The organism is Pleurocapsa sp. PCC 7319, assembly GCF_000332195.1.
Lineage (GTDB): Bacteria > Cyanobacteriota > Cyanobacteriia > Cyanobacteriales > Xenococcaceae > Waterburya.
In genome coordinates, this window is sequence record NZ_KB235922.1 from 3894470 (window position 1) to 3919457 (window position 24988).

Consider the following 24988-nt stretch of genomic DNA (forward strand, 5'->3'; position numbering starts at 1 on the left):
TTATGAAGTGAGTTAAATCTTGTCGTTCCTTTGAGTTTGACCCCCCAAATAGATTAAAGTGAAAAGTTACTGCGTTTTATTACCCAAAAGGAACCATCAGGGCGATCGCCATGTCTGCTGTAACTACTGCTCCCAAAAATTTTAACTTTCCCCTCACTGCTGTTGTCGGACAAGAGGCAATCAAGCTAGCCTTATTATTATCTGCCGTCGATCCAGAACTGGGGGGAGTAGCGATCGCTGGTCGTCGTGGAACAGCTAAGTCGGTTATGGCGCGGGCAATTTATAATCTTTTGCCACCAATAGAAATTATTAAGGGTTCACTCTACAATTGCGACCCTACCCAACCTCAAAATTGGGATGATGATACCGTCGCTAAATATGGTGGTACTGCTATAGAAGATATCCCCACCCAAATCATTCCTGCTCCTTTTGTGCAGATACCTTTAGGAGTAACAGAGGATAGATTATTGGGTTCAGTAGATGTCGAAGAATCTGTTAAGCAAGGTGAACCCATATTTCAGCCAGGATTACTAGCTCAAGCGCATCGCGGAGTATTGTATATCGATGAAATTAACCTCTTAGACGATCAAATAGCTAACCAATTGTTAACGGTTTTGACCGATGGACGTAATGTCATTGAACGGGAAGGAATTAGTTTTCAGCATCCTTGTAAACCGCTTTTAATTGCTACCTATAATCCAGAAGAAGGAGTTTTGCGAGAACATCTCTTAGATCGGATTGCGATCGCTCTTTCTGCAGATGGCATATTATCTCTTGAACAACGGGTAGAAGCGGTTAATCAGGTAATCGACTTTACCAACTCTCCTCAAGAATTTGTTAGTGCTTATGAGGATGATATGGATAGCCTGAAAACTGATATCATTCTGGCGCGGGAATGGCTTAAGGAAGTCAAAATAACTCACGATCAAGTTCTCTATTTAGTGCAAGAAGCAGTCAGGGGGACAGTAGAAGGACATCGAGCTGAACTATTTGCTGTTAGGGTAGCTAAAGCTTGTGCCGCCTTAGATGGGAGAGATAACGTTACTGCTGATGATTTGCGTAAAGCAGTAGAACTAGTAATTATTCCTCGCGCTACTACTATCGAAGCACCCCCTGAAGATGCACCCCAGCCTCCACCACCCCCACCGCAACAGCAACAACCAGACGACGAGTCCGATCAGGATCAAGACGAAGAAGAACAGGAAGAAGAGGAACAGGAAGAAGACCAAGAGCAAGAACCGCCAGCAATACCCGATGAATTTGTCTTTGATATTGAAGGGGTAGTTCTCGATCCTAGTGTGCTGACTTTTGCCCAAACTATGCAACGCCAGGGTAAATCTGGTGCACGCAGTTTGATCTTTTCCGAAGATCGCGGGCGATATATTAAGCCGATGATTCCTAAAGGCAAAGTCAAAAGAATTGCCGTGGATGCCACTTTGCGAAGTGCTGCCCCATATCAAAAAGCTCGACGGGAACGCAACCCAGACCGCAAAGTCATTGTCGAACAAAGTGATTTGCGCTCTAAACGCATGGCGCGGAAGGCAGGTTCTTTAATTGTGTTTGTAGTTGATGCCTCTGGCTCCATGGCACTGAATAGGATGCAGTCGGCAAAAGGTGCAGTAATGCGTTTATTAACAGAAGCTTACGAAAACCGAGATCAGATATCCTTAATCCCCTTTAGAGGCGAACGCGCCGATGTTCTCTTGCCTCCCACTCGCTCAATTACAATGGCAAAAGGTAGACTAGAAAGTCTTCCTTGTGGTGGTGGCTCTCCCCTATCCCATGGTTTAACTCAAGCTGTAAACGTTGGTATCAATGCTCAAATGTCCGGGGATATTGGGCAGGTAGTAATAGTTGCCATTACCGATGGTCGGGGAAATATTCCCTTGTCCCGTTCCTTAGGTGAACCACAAGAAGAAGGAGCCGAAAAACCCAATATTAAAGAAGAACTTCTCGATATTGCTGGTAAAATTCGGGCTTTAAATATGAAATTGTTGGTAATTGATACCGAAAGTCGTTTTGTCTCTACTGGCTTTGCTAAAGAATTAGCGAAACAAGCTGGCGGTACATATTATCATTTACCTAAAGCAACGGATCGGGCGATCGCCGATATGGCAAGAGGTGCAATTTCTCAGATGTAGTTATATAGCGTTTCTTGTATAAATGAGATACATCTTCGTGGAGTTGGGGAAGAGGGAACAGGCAATAGGGAACAGGGGGTTAAGGTTTTTGACTAAGTTTATATTTGTACCTCACTTATTTGAGAACCGTTATAGTTGTTTTAAATGTTGTTTTTAATTTTGATTCCAGCTAGCTCATATTGATATCTGTAAATGCTCGTTAATCTAAAAATTAATAATTTTGCTTTGGTTGATTCCTTAGAACTTGATTTAGATAAAGGATTAAGTGTACTAACTGGAGAAACTGGTGCCGGTAAATCAATTATTCTCGATGCCATTGATATTGTATTGGGTGGTAAGGCAAATAACCGTATGATTCGGACTGGTAGCGATCGCTCACTCATCGAAGCCTCATTTCAGATTAGCTCCAGTCTTAATAAGTGGTTGACAGAGCAAGAAATTGACCCCTTAGAAGAAGACTTACTGATTTGTAGCCGTGAACTAGTAAATGGGAAAAGTAATCTCAGATCTCGTAGTCGGATTAATGGGGTCTTAGTTAATCGTCAGTTGATGGCAGAATTGCGCTCCTATTTAGTAGAAATAACGGCTCAAGGACAAACGGTAAATTTATTAATTGCTGAAAAGCAAAGGGATTTGTTAGATGCCTATGGTGGTAAATCGATTAGTAATCAGCTAGTTAAAGTTTCTCGTAGTTATGAAGCGGCACAAGAAATAAAAAGAGAACTAGAGCAGCGAGTTCAATCAGAACAAGAACTATTACAAAGACAAGATTTATTAGAGTTTCAGCTCAAAGATTTAAACGAAGCAGAATTATCCGATGCCAATGAATTAGAGGACTTGGAACAGGAACGCGATCGCCTATCTCATGTGGTGGAATTACAACAATTAGGTCATCAAGCCTATCAATTGCTCTACGAGGGCGATCGTGATGAACCAGCAGCGGCGGATCTTTTGGGTAAGTCGGAATCATGCCTGATGGAAATGGCAGAATACGATTCCGAATTAGCTCCTATTTTGGAAATGGTACAGTCTGGTTTAGCACAGATCGTGGAAGCAGGACAACAAATTAGTAGTTATAGCGAAGGTCTAGAAGCAGATCCCGAACGCTTGAGTGAGATTGAATCGAGAATCAGACAATTAAAAAATATTTGTCGTAAATATGGCCCTGATTTATCAGATGCGATCGCCCTTCTAGAACAGTTAGAACAAGAATTAGCCCAAATTACCGACGGTGGACAATCAATTGAGGTTTTGCAACAAGAATACCAATTAGCAATCGACCATTTAACTGAGGAAAGTCAAAAGCTAACTAAACTTCGCCAAAAAGCAGCTAATAAACTAGAAAAACAGCTAGTCAAAGAACTAAAACCTCTGGCGATGGACAAAGTGGTATTTGAATGTCGTCTACTAGAAATTTCTCCCACGGCGATGGGTGCAGACAAAGTAGTATTTTATTTTAGTCCCAATGCTGGAGAAAAAATCCAACCCCTATCGGTAATTGCTTCTGGTGGGGAGATGAGCCGCTTTTTACTGGCTCTCAAATCCTGTTTTACTGATACAGAACAATACTCAAGTACTCTAATCTTTGATGAAATTGATGCCGGGGTATCGGGTAAAGTAGCTCAGGCGATCGCCGAAAAACTCCATCAACTCGGCAAACAACATCAGGTATTGTGCGTTACCCATCAACCCCTAATTGCTGCCATGGCTCAGGGACATTTCAAAGTAGAGAAAACAATTATCGAAGAGACTTCTCAATCCCATAAATCTAAACAGAAAAATGGTAACTCTGGTATCTCCGATATTCGCACAGTAGTTCGAGTTAAACCCTTGAAGGAACAGCAAAATCGGGCAGCCGAGTTAGCCCAAATTACGGGAGGACACTCCGCCGAAGATGCGATCGCCTTTGCGAAATCTTTGTTAACTAAAGCAGCTAAGCACCGAGACTCTCAATAAATCACTATCAACTAAATTCATGGCGATCGCTATGAGTTCTTACCTATATATACCTACTACCTAAAGCTCACCGATACAATAGTAATTGTTAGTAATTGTTAACCGAGAAGTATTGAATACTATTCTGAAAACAATTCTGGCGATCGCTTTGTTTCAAAATAGCTGGTTTAAACCTTATTTTATCGTTCAATAAATCAAAACAAGGAACTCTGAAACAACTGATTTTTTAAAAAGATCCCAAATGGGTTCTATAAGTACACAGACAGAATTAATTACACAAATTGTTTTGAAAACTCACGAGTAAGCCCTACTCTACCCGTGGGACGTAGCGTATGAAGAGCGTAACACGACTTACCCACAGCTCCTCATTCCTGCATATCTTCGTCTAAACTCACATATTAGGTCATCAAGAACACTTTAATTCCACACTGGAGAGATAAGGATAATGGTTTGGACTAAATACACGAAAGGTCTTGTTAGTGGCACCATCATCCCCCTATCCGAGCTACGCCAAGAAATTCTCCATTTAAAGCAGAACCGTACATTTATTCGTAATTTATGTTTAATGTCGCTGACGATCATTGCTAGCTCGATTAGTATCGCCGACATATATCATCATCCCTACACAATAGCGAAACAAGAAAAATGCGATCAGTTATTTCAAGCTATGTCTGCTGCTGCCGTAATTAAAACCTATCAGACGTTTCCCCAATAATTTGGTTAAGTTGCCGAAATAGAAATTAGAGTCAAAGAATAGAGCAGAAATGTTTATTGTCCTATCTTGAATAATAATGTTGTTGTGCTCGTCATGATACGGTAGAGTCCTCGCCTTGAAATTAAGTTTTTTATTAGAAATGAATTTGAAAAAGAGCTTATTGATTTTTTTCTTGAGTTTATCGATACTTATTGCTTGTTCTCATTATCCGCTTAATTCTAATAGTCTCCAAGAAATAGCAGCAGACAACAGTAATTTTCAATATATAGGTAGAGTTAACTGGCAAAATCCTCAAGCTCCAATCTTTTCTTTTCCTGCTACAGCAGCTAGATTTAATTTTGAGGGAACAACTTTAAAACTGAAACTCGCCGATGATAATTGGGGAGGAACTAATTACATTGGGGTCTATCTTGATGATAATCCCGTGCCAATTATTATTAATTTAGATAATGATGTTCAACCTCAAATGTATTCAGTAGCTGAAGGTTTAGAAGACCGTATTCACCAAGCTCTAGTTATAAAAAGAAATGATTATGTTACTGGAGAATTTTCTTTTCATGGCATTGCTATTGATGCTAATAAAAACCTTAGACCTCCAGAGATTAAAACCAATCGAAAAATTGAAGTTTATGGCGATTCTATTTCATCAGGCTCAGTAGTAGAGTACGAGCAAACAAGCACCCAAGATCCAGAAGGAGATACTAATAATTTATCTAATGGTTATCTTTCTTTTGGAGCAATGTTAGCTAGAGATTATCAAGCTCAATTAAGTTTAATCGCCCAAGCAGGAATTTCTCTAGTAGATGGTTATGGTTTTTGGAATAATGGCACTGGGATGGAAATGGTATATGACAAAATCAAACCGCTAAAGGACGCACCTCGCTGGGATTTTGGTCAATATATTCCTAATTTAGTTATTATTGCTCTTGGTCAGAACGATTCTGCCACTATTGATTTGAACTCCGACCTAAACAGTATCCAATGGCAAGAACACTATCAAAGTTTTCTGCTCGATCTTCGTAGTAAATATCCTAATGCTTATTTTGTTTGTATGTTTCCCAATATGTTTCATGATCGCGTTTGGGATAATTATTTAACAGCAGCAGTAGCTCGATACAAAAATGAGCATAATGACGATCAAGTTTATTCACTAATTACTGAACAAGTTACTCCAGGTCATCCTAGAGTAAGCGAACAAAAATTAATGGCGGATGCTCTGAAAAATTTAATTGAGACTACTTTAGTCCCCGCTGGTTTTAATTGGTAGTTTGATAGCTGACTTACTAGCACAAGTAGCTGAAAGACATATATTGCAAGGATTTTTTCGAGTCTATGCCAAGTAGTATGACATTGAGCAGTATTACAGGATTGTTTGGAGCCATGATTGCTTTAGCAATCTTACCGAGTCCTAGTGTGTTCGCTGTAGTAGCAAGATCGATTGCATCTGGATTCTCTTATGGTCTGGTGACAGTAATCGGAATATTAGTTGGCGATTTTTTCTTCATAATTTTGGCTATTTATGGTTTATCGGCGATCGCTGAAACTATGGACAGTTTATTTATTCTCGTAAAATATCTTGGTGGTAGTTACCTGATTTGCTTAGGCATCAAGTTCTGGAATACAAAATTAAAGTCTGTAGAGATTGAAGGTATTCAGGAATCCTCTTTGATGTCCAGTTTCTTGAGTGGATTATTGATTACGCTAAGTGATTCCAAAGCAATCTTCTTTTATATGAGTTTTTTTCCTGCTTTTCTAGATTTGCAGAATGTAGCTATTCTAGACACAATGATAATTATGATGGTCGCGACTATAGCTGTAGGTGGGGGAAAGCTTGGTTATGCATACATGGCAGATAAGTCTAGATTGGTTTTTCAAAGTTCAAGAGCTAAGAGAGTAATGAACATTACTGCTGGTACTGTCATGATTATCACTGGCATTTTTTTAATGGCGAAGACTTAAGATATTTGGGTTCGGAGTTTGGAATTCTGAAGACTAGGGGTAATTCACCTCCAGAAACTAATATATCGTTTGTAGCAATAGCTATCAGCTATTGCTCGTTTAGAGGATAGGTTATGCGAGATACTGTTTTTCTATGCTGCATATACCAACACTTATTTTCTAATAGTCATTGTCAGCAACGCAAATCCCTTTACATTTAATACCGTTACTAGCCGTGCGTAGACAATGGGGACATAAAATCTTTTCGGTTTCAGTTCCTTGATTAATCTCCTGACTGATATTTGCTTGAGTATTGTCTTGTTTAGTCTCAGTTTTTAATGTCATCAGAAAAATGTGAAGTTTTTTTACAGTTTATATTCTACATTTTACGAATTATTTCAGTTCTAGGGCGTGTCATTAACATGACGATCGCTCTGAATATGAACAACGATATTGTGCAAACCTGCAAGCCAAAATTAGACGATGCGTAATTTCTGGATATGTGCGAAAGGAAAATCAATTGAGAAGTAAAAAATGTAATCTTGCATACATATTGCTCGTCCCACGTATTAATTCATTAAGAATAAGAATATCTGAATAATTTATATCTTGCTCGCTAATACCAAGTTAATTATTAAAAATAGAGATTTTACGATGAAAGAGAAACAGTTTCACACGGTAGAACTATCAACAATTAAGCATATTACTGTCGAAGACATTATGACAGGAAAAGGAATTGCGGCTGAGAATCTAGACTATTCCTCGTCTATCCCCACTGGACCAATAGGTATCCCACATCAAAATAGAGATAATAGCTTACAAGTAATTCAAACAAAATGGGGTGCAATTAATTATGAGGTTTTTATGACCAGTAATTCGAAATTGGAAAGATATCGTGGCAGGCTTGGCTGCTAAATTTTTGTGTTGCTATAGTTAATAAAAGCTTTTTTGAAAAATCATTTCCCTCAGATACCATAACCCGATAAACTTGAACTTGTTTGACACTCTATCTGAATATTAGATTTCTTTTTCTAAAAATTGACATCATTTTTGGTGTAGCAATTTTTTAATACATAGCTTTACTAAAACACAAAAGAATTAAATCATGACTGCAACAAGCACTCGTTTCCCCATCGATTTAGACGCTTATAAGCCTTTGGCTTTAGACCCTAGCAATTCCACTTTGACAGATGAACAAAAAGAGACCTTAAAAGCTAATATTCAGCTTTGCCGTGAGACGATCGTCTTCTTTACTGCGACTGGTGCAGCTAGAGGGGTTGGAGGACATACAGGAGGACCTTTCGATACCGTCCCCGAAGTTATGATCCTAGATGCCTTTTTCCGAGGTGCGCCTGATAAATTTGTGCCGATCTTCTTTGATGAAGCAGGACACCGTGTAGCTACTCAGTATTTAATGGCAGCACTTAATGGTGACTTACCTAAAGAAAATTTACTCAACTATCGTGCTGCTAACTCTAAATTACCTGGTCATCCTGAATTGGGTTTAACTCCTGGGGTTAAATTTAGTTCTGGTCGTTTGGGACATATGTGGCCTTATATCAATGGTATAGCAATGGCTAACCCTGATAAAACGGTTGTTTGTTTGGGTTCTGACGGTTCGCAACAAGAAGGTAATGACGCTGAGGCAGCTCGTTTTGCAGTTGCTCAAAATCTGAATGTAAAGCTATTTATTGATGATAACGATGTAACTATTGCCGGACATCCTTCTGATTATTTACCTGGCTATAGCGTAGAAAAAACTTTGACTGGTCATGGTTTAAGTGTTAACGAGGGAGATGGCGAAGATATTGATTCTCTCTATAGTCGTATGTGCGCTGCGGTAACTAGTGATGGTCCCATTGCTTTGATCAATAAGCGTCCCATGTGTCCTGGTATTGAAGGTATTGAAGGTTCTACTCACGGTCACGATGTAATTCCCGTTGATAAAGCGATCGTCTATCTCGAAAAACATGGTCAGGGTGCAGCAGCCGACTTTTTGAAAAACATCAAAAAGCCCAGTAATGATTACAAGTTCTTGGGAGTTAGCGACAAAGTTGGTTCTAACCGTAATGTCTTCGGTGAAGCTGTGGTATCCGTCCTCGGAAAGATGAGCGATGCTGAACGGAAAGAAAAAGTAATCTTTATTGATAGTGATTTAGAAGGCTCCTGTGGTTTCAAACAAATCCACGATGCCTATCCTGATGTATTTATCCCTTCTGGCATCATGGAACGGGGTAATCTTTCTGCTGCGGCTGGTTTTGGCATGGAAGAGGGTAAGCAAGGAGTATTTGCTACTTTTAGTGCTTTCCTAGAGATGTGTATTTCCGAAATCACTATGGCACGGCTCAATAACTCTAACCTCCTCTGCCATTTCTCTCATGCTGGTATTGATGACATGGCAGACAACACCTGTCACTTCGGTATCAATAATATGTTTGCGGACAATGGGCTAGACGACGGATATGAAACTCGTCTCTACTTCCCTGCTGATGCCAATCAAATGCGTGCCTGTGTCAACAAAGTTTTCCACGATCCTGGAATGCGCTTTATCTTCTCCACTCGCTCCAAAGTGCCCATGATCCTAGACGAGTCGGGTAACGAATTATTTAGCGGTGACTATACTTTTGCCCCTGGTAAAGACGAAGTTATTCGTGAAGGAGATGCTGGTTATATCGTCAGTTTTGGTGATGCTCTTTATCGTGCTTTAGATGCGGTAGAACGTCTGAAACAACAGGGAATAAACGTTGGTCTAATCAACAAATCTACCCTAAATGTTATCGATGAAGACATGATGGCGAAAATCGGTAAAGCACCTTTTGTCATGGTAGTCGAATCATTTAACCGCCGTACTGGTTTAGGTAGTCGTTTTGGTTCTTGGTTACTAGAGAGAGGTTTAACTCCCAAGTATGGCTATCTTGGTGTGCATGAAGAAGGTTGTGGTGGACTTTGGGAACAATTCCCCTTCCAAGGAATCGATCCAGAAGGAATCATGAGTCACGTTAAAGGATTGATTGGTTAGTTTCTTAGCTATCGGCTATTAGAGATTGTCTGAAAAGTCTAATTGACACATTTAATTCCCCTTAATTCTCCTGATCAACTCCAAAATACTGAATCTAGCCCCCCCTAGCCCCCAAACTTGGGGGAACAAGATCTTAAATTCCCCCAGAATTGGGGGATTTAGGGAACAAAAATCTCAGAAACGAAACACAGGAGACTTATGTGTACACGGTAGCCCAAAGCGTGAGAAAGAGTTTGGTTGAGGTTCAAACCTGCTTCCAAACGAGTCCAACTCCGAACTACTAACTACTAACTACTAACTAGAGCGAAGCGACTTTGACCTGAGCAAAAAAGCGATCGCTTTATTCTGTTTAAAAAATAAATTTCAGCAATTTGCATAAAAAGATTAGACCATTCGTAACTAGTAAATGTAAGCAAAAAATACACTTAAATTTTAAATTTACATTAACGAGGTCTAAAACTATGAAGAAATCTACATTAGGAATTTTAACTGCAGTTATCGCTCTTACTCCTTTAACTGCTTTGGCTCAAGATTTTCAGGGTTCAACACAAGTAAATAGTAACTCCGCTACTGCTATTGGTACGGGTAATGTAGTTATCCAAGAAGGAACTCAAACTAGCGTTCAAGATCAATTTGATTTTGGAGCTTATGGTGTTTCTTCTCCTGACGCGCAAAATTCAGTTCAGATCAACTCTAACGAAGCTGCGGCGATCGGCGAAGGTAACTTCATCCACCAAGAAGGAATTCAAACTAACGTTCAAAGCCAATTTGATGTGAACCAGTATCTTCCCTCCCATTACTAAAACTGGTAAGAAGCGTCCTTAACAACAACAACAAATCATCAAACTATAATCACAGGGGTAATTTATTTACCTCTGTTTTTTTGTTGGTTTTTAATTATTTAATCAAGCAGCTAAATTTGAAACTTGGCAACTGAATTGAAACTTGTGTACCTTAAAAATCAACTTATGATCAAAAATGGAGGCGATTAAAGATTGAAGTAAGAATATGACTTTAACCACCCATAAATGGTCGATAGAAGAATGGCATGATTTGGTTGATTCAGGAGTATTAGCGGGTCAAAAAGTTGAATTACTAGAGGGAGAAATAGTTGAGATGAGTCCAGAGGGAATTCCTCATCGCAATACTAATCATAAGGTTGTCAAATACTTGAGAAAATTGCTAGACGGATTGGCTGAAGTCTATGAATCTCACCCGATTACTTTAGATAATTCTGAACCCGAACCTGATATCGCTATTGTTCGTCTACCAGAAAGTATTTATGATACTCATCATCCTTATCCAGAGGATATTTACTGGTTGATTGAGGTATCTAACGAAACATTAACCAAAGACTTAGAACAAAAGACTACTACTTATGCTCGTAATGGTATTTCTGAGTACTGGGTAATTGATTTAAAAAATAACCAACTTCTTGTTCACACTCAACCTGAAGCAAATAATTACTCTCAAATTGTCGAGTATAAAGCGGGAACAATTTCACCGCTTGCTTTTCCTCAGATTACCATTGGCTTAGAGCGACTTTTACTATATTGAACCATCGCGATCGCTTTCCAAACACTGGCAACGCCAATTAACCGGAGACGGAAGTAGCTCTAATCGCCCCTAAGATGAAGACGATTTTTTCGAGATAGCTTGAGCAAAAATAGTGATCGCTTTCTTTAAAAATGCTGATAATTCTGAATTGGCCAAAATTCTCTCTACATTTAAACCTCTTCCTGCGATCGCTAAAGTAGTATTCGCAGGTTCAATGATTTGAAAAATAAATTTCGACAATTTGCATAAAATAATTAGACCATTCGTAACTAGTAAATGTAAGCAAAACACATACTTAAATTTTAAATTTACATTAACGAGGTCTAAAACTATGAAAAAATCTACATTAGGAATTTTAACTGCGGTGATCGCTTTTGCTCCTTTAACTGCTTTAGCTGAAGATTTTCAAGGTTCAACACAAATTAATAGTAACTCCGCTGCTGCCGTTGGCACCGGTAACGTGATTATTCAAGACTCAACTCAAACTAGCGTTCAAGATCAATTTGATTTCGGAGCTTATGGTATTTCTTCTCCTGACGCTCAAAATTCAGTTCAGATCAACTCTAATGAAGCTGCGGCGATCGGTGAAGGTAACTTCATCCACCAAGAAGGGACTCAAACTAACGTTCAAAGCCAATTTGATGTGAATCAATATCTTCCCTCCCATTACTAAAACTGGCAAAAAGCGTCCTTAATAACAACTAAAAATCATCAAATTAGAACCGCAGAGGTAAATTAATTACCTCTGTTTTTTGCTATTGACTTGTCGTTGTTAGCTCTGAGCTATTAGCTATTATTTAACTCAACAGCAGAATCACAAAATAATTGAGATAATCTAATGTACTATTTAAAAATCTCTAATAAATTTTATGGATGCTTTTACCCTAATTCCTCCAGAATGGACTAAATCAGCAGTTCATGCCGTTGATTTCTGCTGTCCTAATTGCAAGGAAAGACCTACAAAAGCCAAAAATGTCTGGCTCAATCGTCGTGCGCCTGTTAGCATGGGCGATCGCCGTAAGTGGCAAGAGTTTTATCTATGTGAGTGTAATACTGCTTGGTGGGGGTGGAGTGACGATCGCCCGCCATCGGAATTAGGCAAGAGATAATTCGCATCTCTTTTTTAGTACCATAAAAAGCTCTATTCTTAAACATGACTCTAATAATCAACTCAAAGAATGCAGTTTGACAAAATTCTGATCGCTAATCGAGGGGAAATTGCTCTACGCATTTTACACACCTGTGCTGAAATGGGCATTGCCACGGTAGCTGTACACTCTACTATTGATCGCCAAGCTCTCCACGTTCAGTTGGCGGACGAAAGTGTATGTATCGGTCCCCCTCCCTCGGGAAAAAGCTATTTAAATATTCCCAATATTATCGCCGCAGCTTTAACTCGTAACGCTACTGCTATTCATCCTGGATATGGCTTTCTGGCAGAGAATGCCCGATTTGTGGAAATCTGTAATGACCATCAACTAACTTTTATTGGTCCTTCTAAAGAGGCAATGTTGGCGATGGGCGATAAATCCACTGCTAAAAAAACTATGCAACAAGCTGGGGTACCGACTGTGCCTGGCAGTAATGGCTTGTTAAGAGACGAAGAGGAAGCTAAAGCTATTGCGGATAAAATTGGCTATCCTGTGATGATTAAAGCTACTGCTGGTGGAGGTGGTAGAGGGATGCGACTAGTACGAGATGAATCGGATTTGATCAGAATGTTCCAAGCTGCCCAAGGAGAGGCAGAAGCAGCATTTGGCAATGGCGGAGTATATCTAGAGAAGTTTGTTGAATGTCCTCGTCATATCGAGTTTCAAATTATCGCCGATAGCCACGGTAATGTAATTCATTTGGGAGAAAGAGATTGCTCCATTCAGCGTCGTCACCAGAAATTGCTAGAAGAAGCACCTAGCGCAGTATTAAGTCCAGAACTACGCTTAAAAATGGGAAATGCAGCGGTTAGAGCAGCTAAATCAATTAATTATGTTGGTGCTGGAACAGTAGAATTTCTGTTGGATAAATCGGGAGATTTCTATTTTATGGAAATGAATACCCGTATTCAGGTAGAACATCCTGTAACTGAAGTAGTTACAGGAACTGATCTAATTGCCGAACAGATCCGTGTTGCTCAAGGGGAAAAACTTAGTCTGACTCAAGATCAAGTCCAGTTAAAAGGTCATGCGATCGAATGTCGGATTAATGCGGAAGATCCTAAGCATAATTTCCGACCCCATCCAGGGCGCATCAGTGCTTATTTGCCCCCTGGAGGACCAGGAGTCAGGATGGATTCCCATGTCTATACAGATTACGAAATTCCGCCCTATTATGATTCTCTGATTGGCAAGTTAATTGTTTGGGGAGAAAATCGCGATCTGGCAATTAAACGCATGAAACGAGCATTGCGGGAATGTGCCATTACTGGAGTCCCTACCACCATTGAGTTTCATCAGAAAATTTTAGAAACACCTGCCTTCCTCAAAGGAGAAATATACACTAACTTTATTGCCGAACACCTGAGCGACTAAATTACTTTTTTATTTTTTGGGTTAATGACTCAGAGCCATTGTAATTAATCCTTGTTGACCGACTAAAATTTCTCGGATGAGAGTGCAAATTCCCACCCAAATGATAGGGGTAATATCTACGCCTCCAATGGGAGAAACAATTTTGCGTAAGGGTTTGAGAAAAGGTTCGGTAGGAAACACAACTAAACTGAATGGTAAACGGGTCAGCTCGGCTTGGGGATACCAGGTGAGAACAATCCTAAAAATAAATAAAATTGTCATCAACCCCAATAACAGGCTGATGCTCAAAGCTCCGAAACTTGATAAATTCATAATCTTGATGAGATTAGACGTACGGCAAAAACAAATATTACAGAATGTAAATATCTGTTATGTATTGTACTGTTATTTCGTGTGTTAAAAGCTTTTAGACTCGAAACAAGAATCAGCGCTTCTGCTTTCTGCCTCTTAATCTCCTATTCCTTTTGAACATCATCCTATTACAATAGATCTTAAGTTTCCTCTCGGAACGATGTTGTAATTAACTTTAGTTTTGGTTAAAAAACTTTTAGAATTACAAAACAACGTAAATTATTACAGTTAAGACAAAAATATAGTCAGGATAAAAAATTATGACTCCTTCATTGACCAATTTTCTTTTAAGTTTGCTAGCGGGTGCATTGATTGTGGTTATTCCAGCAACTATTGCATTGATTGTTCTCAGTCAGAGTGACAAAATTCAACGTGGGTAACTGCGACATTCTATTCTGCAATAAATAATTTATATTTTTGGCGGCGGAATCTTCTCCAACCTAGAGAAGAGGTAATAATACCTGTGTTCCGTCGCTGTATTTAAGCTTAATTAAGTAAGTAATATAAGCGATATTCTCCCAACGGTACACAATCGAGAAAACAGTAGAGATAATAGTAATTGAGTAATTTAAAGAGATCTATTTAGTTCTAGTTAAAGTAAAGATAGACATCAGTTAAGATCTTATAGAGCCATATTAGGAGAATAGTAATGGTCAATTTTGGGCTGAATGCAGCCGCTATCTTAGGTTTATTCTTAGCAGTAGCAGGAGCGGGACTATTTTTCCTGCGCTCAGTTCGTCCAGAGTTGGCAAGGGATTATGATATCTTTTTTGCTGCCGTAGGTTTGCTCTGTGGGATTATTTTGCTATTTAACGGCTGGAGACTAGATCCTATTTTGCAATTTGGTCAATTTCTCCTTACGGGAACGGCGGTTTTCTTTGCCTTTGATAGTATTAGGATGCGGAGCGTTGCTACGGAGCAAGCTAGACGTAATACCCCGATTGTCGATCGCGATCGCCCTGTAAGTCGTACTAGAGTCTACACTGAAGCGGAACTAGATAAATTTGATACCTACGACAATTATGAAGGTAAGCCTAATTATAATAGCCCCAGGCTAAGAGGCTATGACGATCCTCAACCTCGACCTTCTCGTCGTTCTGCAGAAAGAAGAAGACCATCTCCTACTCCTGATATAAGAGATGAACCTCGACGCGATCGAAGTCGTCCCCGTCCTGAACCGAGAGATTATACAACTCGTGACAGCGAAGCAGATCGCTATGGCTATGCAGATAGAGATAGCCGTCCACCTGCTCGTCCTCGCCCCAGTTCCACTGCACCGACTAATGGTTACGATGATTGGAATGCTGGTGATGAATGGGATGATAGTCCTCGTCCATCTTCCCGCCCTCGTCCTCGCCCTCGATCGACTAGAGAAAATCTTGAAGATCGCTATTCTGAGCCTACGCCTCCCCCTACTTCCCGGCGGAGACCAAACCCTGTTGATTTAGGCAGAAGCTACGATGATGCCGAAGATGACTATGGTTCCAACAGTACCAGCAGAAATTATGATTCTGATTTAGGTCGTGATTACAATATTGACTTGGGCAAAAGCTACGAAGACAAAGATGAATCTATACCTGGAGACTACGTAGTTGATTATCAGCCCTTAGAAGATTCTGAAACCGACTATTCAGATGATTATGATGATTATGATGATCCTGTTCAGGATAGTTATGATGATTACGATAATTCTGATGGCAGTAATTCCAACGATGATTATGACGATTACCGAGAGCCACCAGAACGTCGTAAGCCCATCAATTTTAATGATTACGATTAAATATTTGTCATCGTATTTACAGGACTAAAATTCATTTTTGGCAGTAACTAATAAATATGTAAGTAAACCACATTTTAAGTAGTGTTTCTGAAATTCCTAAAAAAACCTAATAAAACATAGTTAAGCCATAACTTTGCTGTAAACCTAACATTACAGGCAGAATTTTGGGATTTTTTTATGACCGACACAAAATATATTCTCTCTCTAGATTTAGGCACTACAGGAAATCGAGCAATCTTGTTTGATCAGCAAGGGGATATAGTCGGTCAAGCTTATAAAGAGTTAACTCAATATTACCCGCAACCAGGATGGCTAGAACACAATGCCACGGAAATCTGGCAGGATGTCAGCAACTGTATGCAACAGGTAATTGCCGACAATCAGGCAAATGCAACAGAAATTGCGGCGATTGGTTTAACTGTTCAAAGGGAGACTTGTTTACTTTGGGATAAAACTACTGGTAAACCTCTCCACAAAGCAATTGTCTGGCAGGATCGTCGCACTGCTGCTATGTGCGATCGCCTTAGAGCCGAAGGTAAAGCCGAGGTAATCCAACAAAAAACAGGTTTAGTCTTAGATGCTTATTTTTCCGCCACTAAACTAGCTTGGCTGATTGATTGGGTGAAGCAAAATCAACCAGATACTAACTGGGATAACGTAATGGCTGGGACAGTTGATACCTGGGCATTATGGAATTTAACTGGCAGAAAGGTTCATGCTACTGATGTGAGCAACGCGAGCCGTACCATGTTAATGAACCTTGATACGGGAGAATGGGACGAATCTTTACTAGACCTATTCCAAATTCCTCGTCAAATTATGCCCGAAATCAAACCCAGTATGGGAGTATTTGGCACCAGCGATCGCGATTTATTAGGAACAGAAATTCCCATTGCCGCTATTTTCGGCGATCAACAGGCAGCTTTATTTGCTCATGGTTGCGATCGCCCTGGATTACTTAAGTGTACTTACGGTACGGGATGTTTCTTAGTAGCTCAAACAGGTACTACTGTAACTCGTTCCAATAATCAACTTCTTTCAACGGTAGCATGGAGTACTCAAGATCAAACAAACTATGCTTTAGAGGGAGCAATTTTTACTACAGGGGCAGCGATTCAATGGCTCAGGGATGGGCTGAAGTTGATTGCTAAAGCTGCGGAAACCGAATCTTTGTGTAACCAGGTAGATAGTACTAACGGAGTTTATTTTGTTCCTGCTCTCAGTGGCTTAGGCGCGCCACACTGGGATATGAAAGCTCGTGGTGCTTTTTTAGGCATTACTGGTGGTGTGCAACGGGAACATATGGTTCGAGCAGTCTTAGAAGCGATCGCCTATCAGGTTAAAGAGGTGATTGATGCAGCTAACAAAGATAGTACCCAGCCCATTTCTCTGCTTAAAGTCGATGGTGGCGCAGCTCAAAACAACTTTTTAATGCAGTTTCAAGCCGATGCTCTGGGAATACCCTTAGAACGTCCTGTAGTACTTGATGCTACAGCTCAGGGAGCAGCCTTTGGTGCCGGTTTGGCCGTTGGTTTTTGGGATGATTATCAGAAGTTAGCTAGCGATCGCCCAGTAGATCGAGTATTTGAGCCAGGAGCAGGACAATCCCAAGCCCAAGAAAATTTCGCTATGTGGTCAAAAGCAGTAACCAGAGCTAAAAATTGGATAGAAGAGTAAACTCTACGTGAATTCGGAGTTCGGAGTTCGGAGTTCGGAGTTCGGAATTCGGAGTTCGGAGTTCGGAATTCGGAGTTCGGAGTTCGGAATTCGGAGTTCGGAGTTCGGAGTTCGGAGTTCGGAGTTCGGAGTTCGGAGTTCGGAGTTCGGAGTTCGGAGTTCAGAATAAACTAGCCTGAAAGTAAGGCTTACTAAAACGTGAGGTCGTTATGATTTTGCAACTTTCTAATTTCTAGATCTTTAGAGTCCTGATTGTTTCGTTCAGAAAAACATAACTCCTAACTTACGTTGGCAAGCTAGTTCGTTGCGAGGGTCTCCCCTATGAGCAACTTTTGTAAGCAAACTCCGAACTCCGAACTTCAAACTCCGAACTCATCTCAACCTTCAGGTTTAACAATGGAAATATAAGGGTGGCTAAGATATTTGCTAGCCACTTCCTGAGCCATAGCTGGAGTGATTGGGGGAATAGCCGCTTGGAAAGTTTGATCGAATTCAACTCCTAAACCTAAAGTTTCGTACCAGCCAAAGGTTTGAGCAATTTCACCATTAGTTTGTTTGCCGAGTGCATATTGTCCCAAGAGTTTGTTTTTGGCTCCCTGTAATTCTTCTTCTGTAAGAGTTTCCTTGGTTATGCGCTCCACCTCAGTACTCAAACCCTCAATGGCTATGTCGGTGTTGGCGGGAGCTGTTCCCATATAGGTAATAAAGGGGGCAGTTTCTAAACGAGTGGGAAAAAAAGCCGAAACATCATAAGCTAGTCCCCTTTTTTCCCGCAGTTCAACAAATAAACGACTAGACAGTCCGTTACCCAGGTAAGTACTGAGGAGCTTCAAAATGGGATAGTCATCGTTTTTAACATCAGTTCCCAAATAACCTAACATGACGATTGATTGCTGTGTATCTTGAATAATTTCTGCTTGAGAAGGATTTACAGTCGGTATCGTCAGATGAGAATGAGGACAGGGTTGATCGGGATTTTCCCAGTCACCAAAAACTTCTGAAATTAGATTTACACCTTGTTCTTTTGTAATACGCCCAGACAAGCTAATGATGAGGTTATCGGGTCGAAAATAGGTTTGATGAAACTGCTGTAGATCTTGACGTGTTAAGTTCTCAACAGAGGTTTCTGTACCCAAAACAGATATCCCGTAAGGATGCTGAGGATACATTTGTTGGCGCAGTTGATTAAAAGCCACATTAAAGGGCTGCTCTTTTTGGGAGCGAATTCCCTGAAGAGTAAGTTTGCGTTCTAATTCTACTTCTGATTCGGGAAAAACAGGCGATCGCATGATCTCTCCCAATAGCTTTAACATCTCAGGAAAATCTGGCGATACAGTTTTTAAACTGAGGGAAAAATAATCAGTAGAGGCATCTGCTCCCAATCCAGCACCGATAGATTCTATTTGTTCGGCAATGTCTAAAGCAGATAAATGTTCTGTCCCCTTAGTGATTACGGCTGAGACTAAATGTGCCACTCCAGACTGCTCTGGTTTTTCGGCAATAGTACCAGCATTTTTGAGAAAGAAGCGACCTGAAATGATATCTGCTGCTTGATTTTCGACGACTATTAAAGTGATGCCATTCTCAAGAACTACGCGATGCAAGTTAGGAATAGTTATAGTGGAATTGGGAGACATTAGATGGTTAATTTAGAGAATTAATTTATTATTAGCCGACTTAACTGCCTGTATATATCTAAACAGTTTTCCTGTGAGTACGCCGACCAATTTGTTAAAAAAGCATAAATATATTATTTGACATAATTTGATAATTTTTGAATTTTTATATTCCATCATTAAAACTTTAAAAATTCGACTTCTAAAATGGCTTCTTTTCGCGATATCGTCGGTTATTTCAGTAATTATAAAGCGATCGCAATTTTTAGTATTGCTGCTTCGAGTTTATTTGAGATCATCGATCTGGTTGTTCCCTATACCATTGGGCAAATCTTGAATGTGTTGTCGAATCAACCGCTGGATCGACCTTTGGAAAATTTAATTGTCGTAGTACAGAAAGTAGGAAACTTCCCTGAGGGTCAATGGTTATCTTTAGGAGTACTGCTGGGAATAATTTTTTTAGTTACGGTAGTGCGATCGCCAATTCAGCCTTGGATTGGTAATTGGCATCACTGGGCAATTTCTCTCAAGGCAAGAAGAGATCATTTTACTAAAGTACTCGCCAAAATCCTGACTTTACCTCTAGGTTTTTACGATGAAAATAACCCGGGGCGGATTGCCGGGAGAATTGCGCGGGGAATCGAAAATCATACCTGGACTTATCCTGAAATTGCCGGGCAGTTAATACCTAAACTGGCAAGAATCCTAGGCATTTTTGTGATGATCTTAGTGGTAGCCCCAGGAATAGCGATCGCTTTTTTAGTATCTTTTGTGTTAATTCTGACTTACAGTTTTAAACATCTGCGAATCCTGATTCTTAAAGAAGAATTATTGGAAAAACACGAGGAGAATACCGAAAGCCGTACCTCAGAAATTATTACCAATATCAAAACCGTTAAGTCTTTTGCCACCGAAGCTCAAGAATATCAGAGACAGCAACGACGATTTGAAAGGGAATTTAAATATCTTACCTATCGTATCCACAAGGGTTATGTTAATTTACATACTTGGTCTCGCACAGTGATCCAAACTTGTGTGTTTCTAATTTTACTTTTTACCCTGATCTCTACTATTAGAGGGGATATTACTTTAGGACATTTTGTCACTACTCTCACAGTTTCTAGTATGGCTTATGCTGAACTAGAACCGATTAATGAACTAGCCGAAGTCTTTGCCCGTCGCTATGCTTCCATGAGAAGATTTCATGACTTTATACAGCTTGAGTCTGGGGTAGATGCTGCCAGTCTAGAAATGGAAGGCGTACAAGATAATCCTTATAAATTTACAGGTAAGTTAGAGTTTAATCATCTTAGTTTTGGCTACCATAGCGACCGCTTGATTCTGCAAAATATCAATTTACTAGTTAAACCGTATCAAACAGTTGCCTTAGTAGGTCGTTCTGGTTCGGGAAAATCGACTCTGGTTAAGCTATTATTCCGCTATTTTGAACCCAATCAAGGGTCAATTAAAATTGACGGAGAAAATATTCGTAACTTAGATGTTGCCCGCTATCGTCGTCGACTGGCGATCGTGCATCAGGATGTTGATATCTTTAACGGCACTGTCTGGGACAATCTCACCTACGGTAATCCTCAAGTAGACCGAGAAAAAGTCAAACAAGCCTGCCAAGTAGCCAGAGTAGATCAATTTATTCATGAATTACCCCAAGGTTACTCTACTGTAGTTGGCGAGAGGGGAGTGAGGCTTTCTGGAGGACAAAAACAGCGTTTAGGTATTGCACGAGCCTTAGTTGTTGAACCTGATATCTTGATATTTGATGAAGCTACATCTAGCTTAGATTATGAGTCTGAGCGTTCGATCCAACTGGCAATGAAATCTATTTTAGGTACTCGTACTACCTTAATTATTGCCCATCGCCTGAGTACGATCCGCGAAGCCGACCAAATTATAGTTTTAGATTCAGGAAGAATTATTGAAGTTGGCAGTCACGCAGAATTATTAAATCAGGGTGGTATTTATCATCGTCTTCATTCTTTACAGGAAACAGGGGAAATTTTGAATTAATTACTAATGTATTATTTTTGCAGAAAGTGTAATATTTTAAATTAGCTAAGTTAAACTTAGCCAATTATTTAAAAGTATGAAAATATCTAATATTCACGAAGCAAAAACTCAACTATCGAAATTAATTGAATCAGCATTAGCAGGAGAAGAAATTGTCATTGCCAAGGCGGGAAAACCTCTAGTCAAACTAATTCCCTATCAAGAAAATCAAAAGCCTAGAATACCTGGAGGTTGGGAAGGAAAATTAACCATCAGTGATAATTTTGACGATGAGATTCCAGCCAATGTTTTGGCAAAGTTTATGGGAAAAGAGAATTGCTAACAGGCAACAGAAAAGATCCTGAGTTCATCCCGAAAAGCCATATTTAGACAATTGAATCCTGAAAATAGCTAGCTTCGAGATTTAGATTTGTAATATCACCCTGGATAATTGCAATTAATTCTTCTGATTGATAAATACCGATCCCTTCGGGCAAACCAATAGGAGATGTACCTAAATTGTAGTCGCTTCTAGAACCATTAAGATGAATCAAGTCTTCGCTTTGGTTGAAATCAGTAATCAGAGCATAATCATCATTACCCGCTCCATTGTAGTAATTGGTTCTGACAGGAATACCTTCAATGTTATTAAAATTGTTTGGATCGCCAAGTACGAAGACATCTAACCCTTGTCCACCAGTAAGAGTATCTTGTCCATAGAGATTACCTTCACTTGAGCTGTTCGCAAAGAATCCTACCTCTCCCGTATTAGAGACTATATTCGCTCCTGCTCCAGAAAGAGTATCATTGCCCTCTCCTCCTAGAATCACATCATTACCAAGTCCGCCAACAATAATGTCGTTTCCTTGTAATCCCTGAAAGTTATCATGACTAATCGTTAAACTATTGTCAACGATATTGTCATTTCCTTCGGTACCACTAAAATTTCCCTTGACTTCGAAAGCACTGCTGTCCTGGTTCTCGGTGACATGAAAATTTATACTTTCAGCAGAAAAAGTACTACTTTCAGTCTGAAAGTATAAATCGAAAACATCAGAAAATAAAGTCATATGGTTCCTCCTCAATTAAGAAAAAAAATGGATTGTGTTTGCTAGCCTTTCGGTTTCAAAATATTTACAGTGGCTTGTCAAATCTATTGATTTACTAATTTCTTTAGTAGATTTGAAGCTAGCTAAGTCACTATTAGCTCGGATTTCTGAGCTATTTGGAATTATCTTTAGAGCACTAATTCAGTTCAAACTTATTGGTTAGTATTATGGAGTTAGCTCGTATTCAGTAACAGGGGAAAAATTCAGGTATAGTTCAGGTGTTTTTTCAGGTATTTTGACAAATTTTGAATTATGAGAGTCTAAGGAACTCGAGCGTCCAAGGAGTTGCCTTGGTTATGTCTGAGAGCAACAATTTGTTTATTTCTTAAGAGCTCGGATTGCGGAGTTATGATTTTTATAATATTAGATGTAGCAATCTTTAAAATATTCAATAAAACTAATTCCCTGCAAAGCTTTTGGCTGCTAGCTATTAGATATTAGTAAATAAATCTAAAATCTAGCTCAATTGTTGATAGTTTAATTACAGAAATTATTTACTATGAAGGAAGTTATTCAGGATAGGGTGAGAAAATCTCTGCTATGGTCATTAATCTTCATTGTCTAGATCAAATTCAAGACTACGATCAGGCGATCGCAGCTTTAGAAGGATTTGTCGAAGAGTTGGTGTTAGAATTTGTCGAATCTCCTGAAGGCAAAAGCTATTTAAAAGCACATCCTGAAATGGAAGAATATGTAGGTAGTTGGATCGATAATCTGCTCTATTTTGGTTATGCTTATGAATCGGTAACTTTGCCTCAAATGACGAAAGATAGTATTGAGGTAATTGTCACTCAAATATTTCCCAACAAGATTTCATTGCTCGATCCCGAAGAAGCTAACTCGACAATCCCTGAGTTAATGGCATTTTGGCAGTTTCTTAAGCGTGAATATAAACACCCCCATGCTCACAAAATTATCAAATTCTTAAAACAAGTTCAACCTAAGTTTAAGGACATCATGAATGATCCGCAAAACTTCGGTATTGCCAAATCCTTCATGATGGCAGGGATAGCACAGGGTTTTGATATGACTACTGAGGAAGGATTGCTAGAATTTCAACAACAGCATAACCAAAAGCTCCGTTCATCTGACCCTGACTCTTTATCACTGAATTTAGGTGGTTTGTTAAGTGGTTTAGATTTAGTTCAGGACTTGGGACTGCCTGCTGAATCCCTTCAGGCAGAATTGAGCAGTCTACTTAACGAATTTGCGGCAGAGATGACAGGAGAAGAACTATCAAAATCTCCCATAGAAGTTCCTTCAGTTTCTTCAATTGAAGATTTTCGCCGTCAGTTTCAAGCGGAAATGGGACAAAAACTGGTGGAGAAACTGCCCGAATTATCAGCCGAGGCGATCGCTATTCTTAAGCAACAACAGATTAGCAAAACTGCTCCAGGAACAATATTACAAGACTTTCAAGCTCTACTAGATTTTATCGGAGACAAAGGCATCGCCGTCAGTGGTAAGCGACACCTAATACCGATGAAGTCTTTAGCTAAATTCAATCAACAACTTTCGGAACCGATCCAAACCGATCTCCAACGTCCCCAACAAAAGTCTTATCCCTCAATTAATGGGTTGTATCTGCTCTTGAGAGCTTCAGGATTAGGACAAATTACCCAAAAAGGGAAAAAAATGGTGTTAACGCTTAATGAACAGCTACTGACTAACTGGAATCAACTTAATTTTACAGAGCGTTATTTTAATTTACTTGAAGCATGGCTAATTATAGCCAACGAAGAAATGTTGGGAGAGCGGAGAACTCCATTAAATGAGGGGACTAAATGTCTTCAATATTGGTCAGAAATTCCACCCCAGGGTCAAAAAATCAAAAATTATGAAAGCCAGCAAAATTTGAGATACTATCCAGAATTTCATAATCTAGCTCTGATGAAACTCTTTGGTCTGGTTGAGGCTGATTATGGCAAACCTCAATCTGGCAAAGGTTGGCGGGTTAAGAGTGTCAAAAAAACATCCTGGGGCGAAGCGTTGATGCAGTCGGCATTTCGAGGTTTTGTTACTCAAGAAATAATATGGGGTGAAGAGGAAGATACTACTGCAATCAAATTTGGTAAACTTCAACCAGCCTTACAACCCTATTTTCCTGAGTGGCAAAATGTTTTAGAAATTCCTGAAATTGAATCTGAGGTTGGAGTTTATATCTTTAAAGTAACTTTGGGTAAAGTTTGGCGACGTATAGCTATTTCCAGTCAAATGACTCTCTGGGATTTAAGTAGGCTGATCTTAAACGCAGTTGATTTTGATGACGATCATTTGGATATGTTTCGCTATAAAAATCAGTTTGGTCGAACTATCGAGATTTCCCACCCCTACGCCGATGGCTCACTATTTACCGATAAAGTGAAGATTGGTGACTTGCCTTTGGTAGCAGGAGCATTAATGGAATATATCTTTGATTTTGGTGATTGGTGGGAATTTCAGTTACAGCTAGAAGAGATTAAGACAGATGATTTACGTCCTGACTATGGCGAAATTATTGCCAGTAAGGGCAAAGCCCCACAACAATATCCCGATTGGGAGTAACTATTAAAGGGAACAGGGAACAGGGAACAGGGAACAGGAAACAGGGAACAGCCTCG

At 39.7% G+C, this 24988-nt stretch carries 23 protein-coding genes; 18 read left to right on the forward strand and 5 right to left on the reverse strand.

Features of this window, described 5'->3' with window-relative positions; translation table 11 throughout:
* Nucleotides 1-110: 110 nt before the first annotated feature.
* The 5 genes from bchD to PLEUR7319_RS0121810 all read left to right on the forward strand — a co-directional run bounded on the left by bchD (nt 111) and on the right by PLEUR7319_RS0121810 (nt 6771).
* Entirely contained in the window at nt 111-2141 is a 2031-nt protein-coding gene (gene bchD / locus PLEUR7319_RS0121790) for a magnesium chelatase ATPase subunit D (RefSeq protein WP_019507353.1), read from the forward strand.
* A 192-nt stretch (nt 2142-2333) separates the two neighbouring features.
* Nucleotides 2334-4097 carry a DNA repair protein RecN gene (recN, locus tag PLEUR7319_RS0121795; protein ID WP_019507354.1) on the forward strand — a complete coding sequence of 588 codons (1764 nt, stop codon included), beginning with the start codon at nt 2334-2336 and terminating at the stop codon, nt 4095-4097.
* Nucleotides 4098-4542: 445 nt separating this feature from the next.
* A complete protein-coding gene (locus PLEUR7319_RS0121800; RefSeq protein ID WP_019507355.1) occupies nt 4543-4812 on the forward strand; it encodes a hypothetical protein in 270 nt (89 codons plus the stop codon).
* A gap of 139 nt (nt 4813-4951) precedes the next feature.
* Nucleotides 4952-6079, forward strand: a complete 1128-nt coding sequence (locus PLEUR7319_RS0121805; RefSeq protein WP_019507356.1) for an SGNH/GDSL hydrolase family protein — start codon at nt 4952-4954, stop codon at nt 6077-6079.
* A gap of 65 nt (nt 6080-6144) precedes the next feature.
* Nucleotides 6145-6771, forward strand: a complete 627-nt coding sequence (locus tag PLEUR7319_RS0121810; protein ID WP_051044454.1) for a LysE family translocator — start codon at nt 6145-6147, stop codon at nt 6769-6771.
* A gap of 159 nt (nt 6772-6930) precedes the next feature.
* Here the strand turns inward: PLEUR7319_RS0121810 and PLEUR7319_RS41680 are convergent, their stop codons facing one another.
* Nucleotides 6931-7095 (reverse strand): hypothetical protein, encoded by a 165-nt coding sequence (locus tag PLEUR7319_RS41680; RefSeq protein WP_019507358.1) that lies wholly within the window; start codon nt 7093-7095, stop codon nt 6931-6933.
* Nucleotides 7096-7404: 309 nt separating this feature from the next.
* Between PLEUR7319_RS41680 and PLEUR7319_RS0121820 the strand changes: the two genes are divergently transcribed.
* From PLEUR7319_RS0121820 to PLEUR7319_RS0121835, 4 genes are all read left to right on the forward strand, one after another.
* Nucleotides 7405-7665 carry a hypothetical protein gene (locus PLEUR7319_RS0121820; RefSeq protein WP_019507359.1) on the forward strand — a complete coding sequence of 87 codons (261 nt, stop codon included), beginning with the start codon at nt 7405-7407 and terminating at the stop codon, nt 7663-7665.
* Between the two features lie 190 nt (nt 7666-7855).
* Nucleotides 7856-9769 (forward strand): transketolase C-terminal domain-containing protein, encoded by a 1914-nt coding sequence (locus PLEUR7319_RS0121825; RefSeq protein WP_019507360.1) that lies wholly within the window; start codon nt 7856-7858, stop codon nt 9767-9769.
* 461 nt (nt 9770-10230) lie between these two features.
* A complete protein-coding gene (locus PLEUR7319_RS0121830) occupies nt 10231-10572 on the forward strand; it encodes a hypothetical protein (RefSeq protein ID WP_019507361.1) in 342 nt (113 codons plus the stop codon).
* Between the two features lie 205 nt (nt 10573-10777).
* Nucleotides 10778-11326 (forward strand): Uma2 family endonuclease, encoded by a 549-nt coding sequence (locus tag PLEUR7319_RS0121835; RefSeq protein WP_019507362.1) that lies wholly within the window; start codon nt 10778-10780, stop codon nt 11324-11326.
* 69 nt (nt 11327-11395) lie between these two features.
* Here PLEUR7319_RS0121835 and PLEUR7319_RS41425 read toward each other — a convergent pair whose 3' ends face one another.
* A complete protein-coding gene (locus PLEUR7319_RS41425; RefSeq protein WP_158441871.1) occupies nt 11396-11566 on the reverse strand; it encodes a hypothetical protein in 171 nt (56 codons plus the stop codon).
* A gap of 91 nt (nt 11567-11657) precedes the next feature.
* Between PLEUR7319_RS41425 and PLEUR7319_RS0121845 the strand changes: the two genes are divergently transcribed.
* The 3 genes from PLEUR7319_RS0121845 to accC all read left to right on the forward strand — a co-directional run bounded on the left by PLEUR7319_RS0121845 (nt 11658) and on the right by accC (nt 13851).
* Nucleotides 11658-11999 carry a hypothetical protein gene (locus PLEUR7319_RS0121845; protein WP_019507364.1) on the forward strand — a complete coding sequence of 114 codons (342 nt, stop codon included), beginning with the start codon at nt 11658-11660 and terminating at the stop codon, nt 11997-11999.
* Between the two features lie 196 nt (nt 12000-12195).
* Nucleotides 12196-12435: a hypothetical protein gene (locus tag PLEUR7319_RS0121850; RefSeq protein WP_019507365.1), complete on the forward strand. Its 240-nt coding sequence runs from the start codon at nt 12196-12198 to the stop codon at nt 12433-12435.
* A gap of 69 nt (nt 12436-12504) precedes the next feature.
* A complete protein-coding gene (accC, locus tag PLEUR7319_RS0121855; protein ID WP_019507366.1) occupies nt 12505-13851 on the forward strand; it encodes an acetyl-CoA carboxylase biotin carboxylase subunit in 1347 nt (448 codons plus the stop codon).
* A 21-nt stretch (nt 13852-13872) separates the two neighbouring features.
* On the opposite strand, the gene PLEUR7319_RS0121860 is transcribed toward accC, so the two are convergent.
* Nucleotides 13873-14163: a YggT family protein gene (locus PLEUR7319_RS0121860; RefSeq protein WP_019507367.1), complete on the reverse strand. Its 291-nt coding sequence runs from the start codon at nt 14161-14163 to the stop codon at nt 13873-13875.
* 299 nt (nt 14164-14462) lie between these two features.
* Here PLEUR7319_RS0121860 and psbX point away from each other — a divergent pair, with 299 nt between their 5' ends.
* The 3 genes from psbX to glpK all read left to right on the forward strand — a co-directional run bounded on the left by psbX (nt 14463) and on the right by glpK (nt 17659).
* The gene (psbX, locus tag PLEUR7319_RS0121865) at nt 14463-14582 is read left to right on the forward strand and encodes a photosystem II reaction center X protein (protein ID WP_019507368.1); all 120 of its coding nucleotides are present in this window, start codon (nt 14463-14465) and stop codon (nt 14580-14582) included.
* A gap of 269 nt (nt 14583-14851) precedes the next feature.
* Nucleotides 14852-15982 carry a Ycf66 family protein gene (locus tag PLEUR7319_RS36350; RefSeq protein WP_019507369.1) on the forward strand — a complete coding sequence of 377 codons (1131 nt, stop codon included), beginning with the start codon at nt 14852-14854 and terminating at the stop codon, nt 15980-15982.
* A gap of 177 nt (nt 15983-16159) precedes the next feature.
* Nucleotides 16160-17659, forward strand: coding sequence for a glycerol kinase GlpK (glpK, locus tag PLEUR7319_RS0121875; protein ID WP_019507370.1), 1500 nt, complete (start codon nt 16160-16162; stop codon nt 17657-17659).
* A 377-nt stretch (nt 17660-18036) separates the two neighbouring features.
* Here the strand turns inward: glpK and PLEUR7319_RS0121880 are convergent, their stop codons facing one another.
* Complete coding sequence (locus tag PLEUR7319_RS0121880) at nt 18037-19278, reverse strand: pitrilysin family protein (RefSeq protein WP_026102694.1); 1242 nt, start codon at nt 19276-19278, stop codon at nt 18037-18039.
* A gap of 204 nt (nt 19279-19482) precedes the next feature.
* Here PLEUR7319_RS0121880 and PLEUR7319_RS0121885 point away from each other — a divergent pair, with 204 nt between their 5' ends.
* Together PLEUR7319_RS0121885 and PLEUR7319_RS0121890 are read left to right on the forward strand one after the other, a co-directional pair.
* The gene (locus tag PLEUR7319_RS0121885; RefSeq protein WP_019507372.1) at nt 19483-21300 is read left to right on the forward strand and encodes an ABC transporter ATP-binding protein; all 1818 of its coding nucleotides are present in this window, start codon (nt 19483-19485) and stop codon (nt 21298-21300) included.
* A gap of 76 nt (nt 21301-21376) precedes the next feature.
* Nucleotides 21377-21622, forward strand: coding sequence for a type II toxin-antitoxin system Phd/YefM family antitoxin (locus tag PLEUR7319_RS0121890; protein WP_019507373.1), 246 nt, complete (start codon nt 21377-21379; stop codon nt 21620-21622).
* A gap of 43 nt (nt 21623-21665) precedes the next feature.
* Here PLEUR7319_RS0121890 and PLEUR7319_RS36355 read toward each other — a convergent pair whose 3' ends face one another.
* Nucleotides 21666-22349 carry a hypothetical protein gene (locus PLEUR7319_RS36355; RefSeq protein ID WP_019507374.1) on the reverse strand — a complete coding sequence of 228 codons (684 nt, stop codon included), beginning with the start codon at nt 22347-22349 and terminating at the stop codon, nt 21666-21668.
* Between the two features lie 579 nt (nt 22350-22928).
* Between PLEUR7319_RS36355 and PLEUR7319_RS0121905 the strand changes: the two genes are divergently transcribed.
* Nucleotides 22929-24932, forward strand: coding sequence for a plasmid pRiA4b ORF-3 family protein (locus PLEUR7319_RS0121905; protein WP_019507376.1), 2004 nt, complete (start codon nt 22929-22931; stop codon nt 24930-24932).
* Nucleotides 24933-24988 lie beyond the last annotated feature (56 nt).